The organism is Streptomyces sp. NPDC051105 (genome assembly GCF_040682795.1).
Classification (GTDB): domain Bacteria; phylum Actinomycetota; class Actinomycetes; order Streptomycetales; family Streptomycetaceae; genus Streptomyces.
This window is the reverse complement of the sequence record NZ_JBFBBR010000042.1, coordinates 1-5,223: the sequence shown is the minus strand read 5'-3', so window position 1 is coordinate 5,223 and position 5,223 is coordinate 1. Positions and strand designations below refer to the sequence as shown.

At 71.1% G+C, this 5,223-nt stretch carries 1 protein-coding gene; it reads left to right on the top strand.

What is annotated here, in order from left to right:
- Nucleotides 1-5,141: type I polyketide synthase (locus AB0N16_RS41380; RefSeq protein ID WP_365805995.1), on the top strand; the 5,141-nt coding region annotated here is incomplete at its 5' end.
- Between the last annotated feature and the right edge of the window lie 82 nt (nt 5,142-5,223).

Here is a 5,223-nt window from a genome sequence, read left to right as displayed (position 1 = left end):
CCCGCCGCGCAGCCGTCTCCTCCTTCGGCGTCAGCGGCACCAACGCCCACCTCATCCTCGAACACACCCCCCAACCCACCCCACCCACCCAAGCAACCGAAACAGCCCAACCGGCCGAAGCAGCCGAAGCAGCCGAAGCAGCCGTACCAGTTGGGGTGGTGCCGTGGGTGTTGTCGGCCCGTTCACCGGAAGCGCTGGACGACCATCTGGAAGCAGTGCGGCGGTACGCGGAGTCGACCCCCTCCGCAGGCCCGCTGGACGTGGGCCTTTCACTGATGTCCCGCGCGAAGTTCGAGCATCGGGCCGTCGTCCTGGGCGAGAACGTCATCCGCGGCATGGCTTCGCCGTCCGGGGGCACCGCGGTGCTCTTCACCGGTCAGGGATCCCAGTACTCCGGGATGGGCCGGGAGCTGTACGAGGCGTTCCCCGTCTTCGCCGCATCCTTCGACGACATCGCTCGGCTGACGGGGCAACCGCTTCGAGAGGTCGTGTTCGGAGAGGAGGACGGTCGTCTCGACCTGACGGGACACGCCCAAGTCGCGCTCTTCGCGCTCGAGGTCTCCCTGTTCCGGCTGGTGGAATGGCTGGGCCTGCGTCCGCAAGCGGTGACCGGCCACTCGGTGGGCGAGATAGCGGCCGCCCATGTGGCGGGCGTGCTCTCGCTGGAGGATGCCTGTGCGCTGGTGGAGGCACGGGGCCGGCTGATGCAGGCGCTCCCCCGCGGAGGTGCCATGGTCGCCGTGGAGGTGGACGAGGCCACGGCTCGAACGGCGTTGGACGGACTCCGGGACCGGGCCAGCATCGCCGCGGTCAACGGTGCCACCTCTGTGGTGGTCTCCGGTGCGGAGGAGACGGTACTGGCGCTCGCCGAGGCCTGGCAGGCAGCGGGCCACCGCACCAAGCGGCTGACCGTGAGCCACGCTTTCCACTCGCCCCTGATGGACCCGATGCTCGACGACTTCCGTCAGGTGGTCGCGGGCCTCACCCTGCACGAGCCGTCGCTGCCGGGACTCTCTCCCGAGGTCACGGACGCGGAGTACTGGGTGCGTCATGTGCGCGAACCAGTGCGCTTCCTGGAAGCGGTGCAGGCACTCGGCGAGCAAGGGGTCACCCGTTGGCTGGAGTTGGGGCCCGACGCGGTTCTCACCACCCTGGCTCGGCAGATCCACGACGAGGCCCGGGGACATGTCTTCACGTCCGCTCTGCGCTCCGGACGACCGGAGACCAGCACCCTGTTCGCCGCCCTGGCCGATCTCCATGTGCACGGCGTGGAGGTCGACTGGCGCGTGCTGTACGAGCAGTGGGGTGGGCGTCCGGTTCCTCTTCCCACCTATCCCTTCCAGCGTCTGCGGTTCTGGCTGGAGAGCAACGCGTCGTCCGCCGACGTGTCCACGGCCGGCCTCTCGGCCACGGACCACCCACTGCTGAGCGCGGCGGTGGAGCTGGCCGGCTCGGAGGGCTGCCTGCTGACCGGTCGGCTGTCCCTGGCCACACACCCCTGGCTCGCGGACCACACCGTGCTGGACAACGTCCTGCTACCGGGCACCGCCTTCCTGGATCTCGCCGTTCACGCCGGCGAGACGGTCGGCTGCCCGGCCCTCGGCGAACTCACCCTGCACGCGCCACTCGTCCTGCCACGAGAGGGAGCCGTCCGGCTGCAGGTCGCCGTGAGCGCCCCGGACGGCTCCGGCAACCGCGAGCTGACCATTCACTCCCGTGCGGAGTCCGGCACGGGGACACCGGCCCCGTGGATCAGCCACGCCACCGGCACCCTCAGCGACGCACCGAGTGCCGCCGGCCCGGAGGTCTCGGTCTGGCCCCCCGCCCCGGCCCAGCCGGTCGACATCGCGACGGTCTACGAGGACCTGGACCGGGCCGGCTTCACGTACGGCCCCCAGTTCCAGGGCCTTGGCGCACTCTGGCAGCACGACGGCACCCTGTTCGCCGAGGTGGCCCTCCCCCATGCCGCCACGGGCCCCTACTCGGTCCATCCGGCGGTGCTCGACGCCGCCCTGCATGCGCTCATCGCAGCCGATCCCGCACGGGGAGAGCACGGAAGGGTGCCGGTGCCCTACTCCTGGAGCGATGTGCACGTCCACTCCTCGGTCGGCACAGCGCTCCGCGTCACCATCACACCCGCCCAGGACGAGAACGGCTGGTCGCTCTCGGCAACGGACACCGACGGGCGCCCGGTGCTGCGCATAGGACGGCTCACCTCGCGCCCGATGACGGCGGAAGCCCTCCGCCCCGCTGCCGTGGCCGATTCCCTCTACACCCTCGAGTGGACCACCCAGTCCGTGCCCGAGGCGTCCGGGACGCCCGCCGGGTGGGGACTGCTGTCGAAGACGTCGGCCGACGGCACAGCGGACGACCTGGAACGACTGGAACGACAGCTGACCGACGCGGGTCTGCAGGTGACGGTCACCAGTCTCGGCGAGGCTGCCGCAAGCTCCGTACCCCCGGTACTCGTGTTCGTTCCCTCTTCGGGCACTGACCCCGCCTCGGTGCACCATGCGTCGGCGGAAGCCCTGGAGACCGTCCAGGAGTTCCTGGCCGACGAACGGCTGGCCCGCGCCCGCCTGCTGGTCCTCACCCACGGCGCCGTCGCTACCACCCCCACCGACGACATCACCGACCTCGCCGCGGCCGCCGTCTGGGGACTGGTCCGCAGCGCACAGAGCGAGAACCCCGGCCGCATCCACCTCACCGACACCGACCACCACCCCGCCTCCCACCACCTCCTGCCCGCCCTCATCGACGCGGGCATCCCCCAAAGCGCCCTGCGCGAAGGCACCGCCCACACCCCACACCTGAACACCGTGCCGGACGACAGCGCGCAGCTGCCGTACGAGAGTCCGGACGCCTGGCGGCTGGACGTGGAGAAGCGGGGAAGCCTGGAGAACGTCCGGTTCCTCCCCGCTCCCGAGTCGTCCTCCGCCCTGGCGCCGAACGAGGTCAGAGTCGCCGTCCGCGCTGCCGGTGTGAACTTCCGGGACGTCCTCCTGGCCCTCGGGGTCTACCCCGGGGAGGGGCGCATGGGCAGCGAGGCCTCCGGCATCGTCACCGAGGTCGGTTCCGGCGTGGACGACCTCGCACCGGGCGATGCCGTGCTGGGCATCTTCGACGGGGCCTTCGGCAGCGTCGCTGTCACGGACCGGCGACTGCTCGTCCGCAAGCCGGCCGCGTGGACGCATGCTCAGGCGGCGTCCGTGCCGGTGGTCTACCTGACGGCCTACTACGCGCTCGTCGACCTGGCCGACCTGCGGCCCGGCGAGTCGCTGCTCGTCCACGCGGCGGCGGGCGGCGTCGGCATGGCCGCCGTTCAGCTGGCCCGGCACCTGGGAGCCGACGTCTTCGGCACAGCGAGCCCCGCCAAGTGGGAGACGCTGTCCGCGATGGGCCTGGCGGGCGACCGCGTCGCCTCGTCCCGCACCACCGAGTTCGAGTCCAGGTTCCTTGACGTCACGGGCGGCGCGGGGGTTGACGTCGTACTCGATTCCCTCGCGGGAGAGTTCGTCGACGCCTCCTTGCGTCTGCTGCCCCGCGGCGGCCGCTTCGTCGAGATGGGCAAGAGCGACATCCGTGACGCCGACACCGTCGCAGCCGACCATCCGGGGGTCCGGTACCAGGCCTTCGACCTCTTCCGGTCCGCCGGTCCCGACCGCATCCACGAGATGTTCGCCGACCTCATGCGCCTCTTCGAACAGGGGGTCCTGCTACCGCCTCCGGTGCGAACCTGGCGGATCACGGAAGCAGTCGAGGCACTTCGGCACCTGGCCCAGGCCAAGCACACGGGGAAGGTCGTGCTCAGCGTCGCCTCCGGCCCCGACCCGTCCGGCACGGTGCTGATCACCGGCGGTACGGGGGCTCTGGGCTCCGTGCTCGCCCGTCATCTGGTGGACCGGCACGGCGTACGCCACCTGCTCCTGTTGTCACGGCGCGGCCCCGACTCCGAAGGCGCCAGGAAGCTGGTCTCCGAACTGTCCGCAGCGGGAGCCACAGCCCGGGTCGTCGCCTGCGACGCCGCCGACCGTGAAGCGCTGGCCCGTGTGTTGTCGGGCATTCCCGCGAACCAACCCCTGACCTCCGTGATCCACGCCGCGGGTGTCCTGGACGACGGTGTCATCGGATCCCTCACCCGGGAACGGCTGGCCCAGGTGCTGCGGCCGAAGGTGGACGCCGCGTGGAACCTGCACGAGCTGACGAAGGACGGGCACCTGGACCAGTTCATCCTGTTCTCGTCCATGGCGGGTGTCGCCGGAGGAGCCGGTCAGGCCAACTACGCCGCGGCCAACGCCTGTCTCGATGCCCTGGCCCACTACCGGCGGTCCGCCGGCCTGCCGGGCACCTCGCTGGCCTGGGGGCTGTGGAGCGGTTCGGACGGCCTGGGCTCAGGGATGGACGTCAGCAGCCAGGCACGCCTGAACCGGGACGGCATTCGGGCGTTGTCCCAGGCGCAGGGACTCGAGTTGTTCGACACCGCGCAGCGCACCGACCGGGCGCTTCTGCTGCCCATGGCGGCGGACATGGCGGCGCTTCGTGAACGCGCCCGGGCCGGTGAACTGCCCGCGATCTGGAGCGGTCTCGTCGGCACACCGCCCCGGACGGTCACCCGCGCGGCCGCCGACGGGGCGATCGCCTGGACGGCCCGGCTCTCCGGGATGTCCGAGACGGAGCGCTACGACGCCGTGCTGAACCTGGTTCGCGCGGAGGTCGCGACGGTACTCGGGCACACCTCCGACGCCGGGATCACGGCCGACGGCAAGCTGAAGGATCTCGGCCTGGACTCCCTCACCTCCGTGGAACTCCGCAACCGCCTCAACGCCGCCACGGGTCTGCGGCTGTCCGGAGCGGTCGCCTTCGACTACCCCACCCCCGACGCGTTGGCACTCCACCTCCTCGAACTGCTCGTGACGGCCGCTCCGGCACCGGACGAGAACGAAGAGCTGCGCCAGGTACGGGAACTGCTCGCTTCCATTCCGCTGAGCAGGCTGCGCACCGCCGGTCTCCTCAAGCCGCTGCTCCGCCTGGCGGACTCGCACGCCGAACAAGACGCTTCCGCTGCGGAAACGGCAACGGCGACGATCGACGAGATGGACGCGGCGGACCTGGTCCGGCTGGCGGCCCGCGGCAGGAGGTGACCGGCCGGCTGGGTCTCAAGGGATTCCCTTGAGGCCCAGCCGAACGAACGGCGGGGGCGAAACCCTTTACACCGGCTGCGCG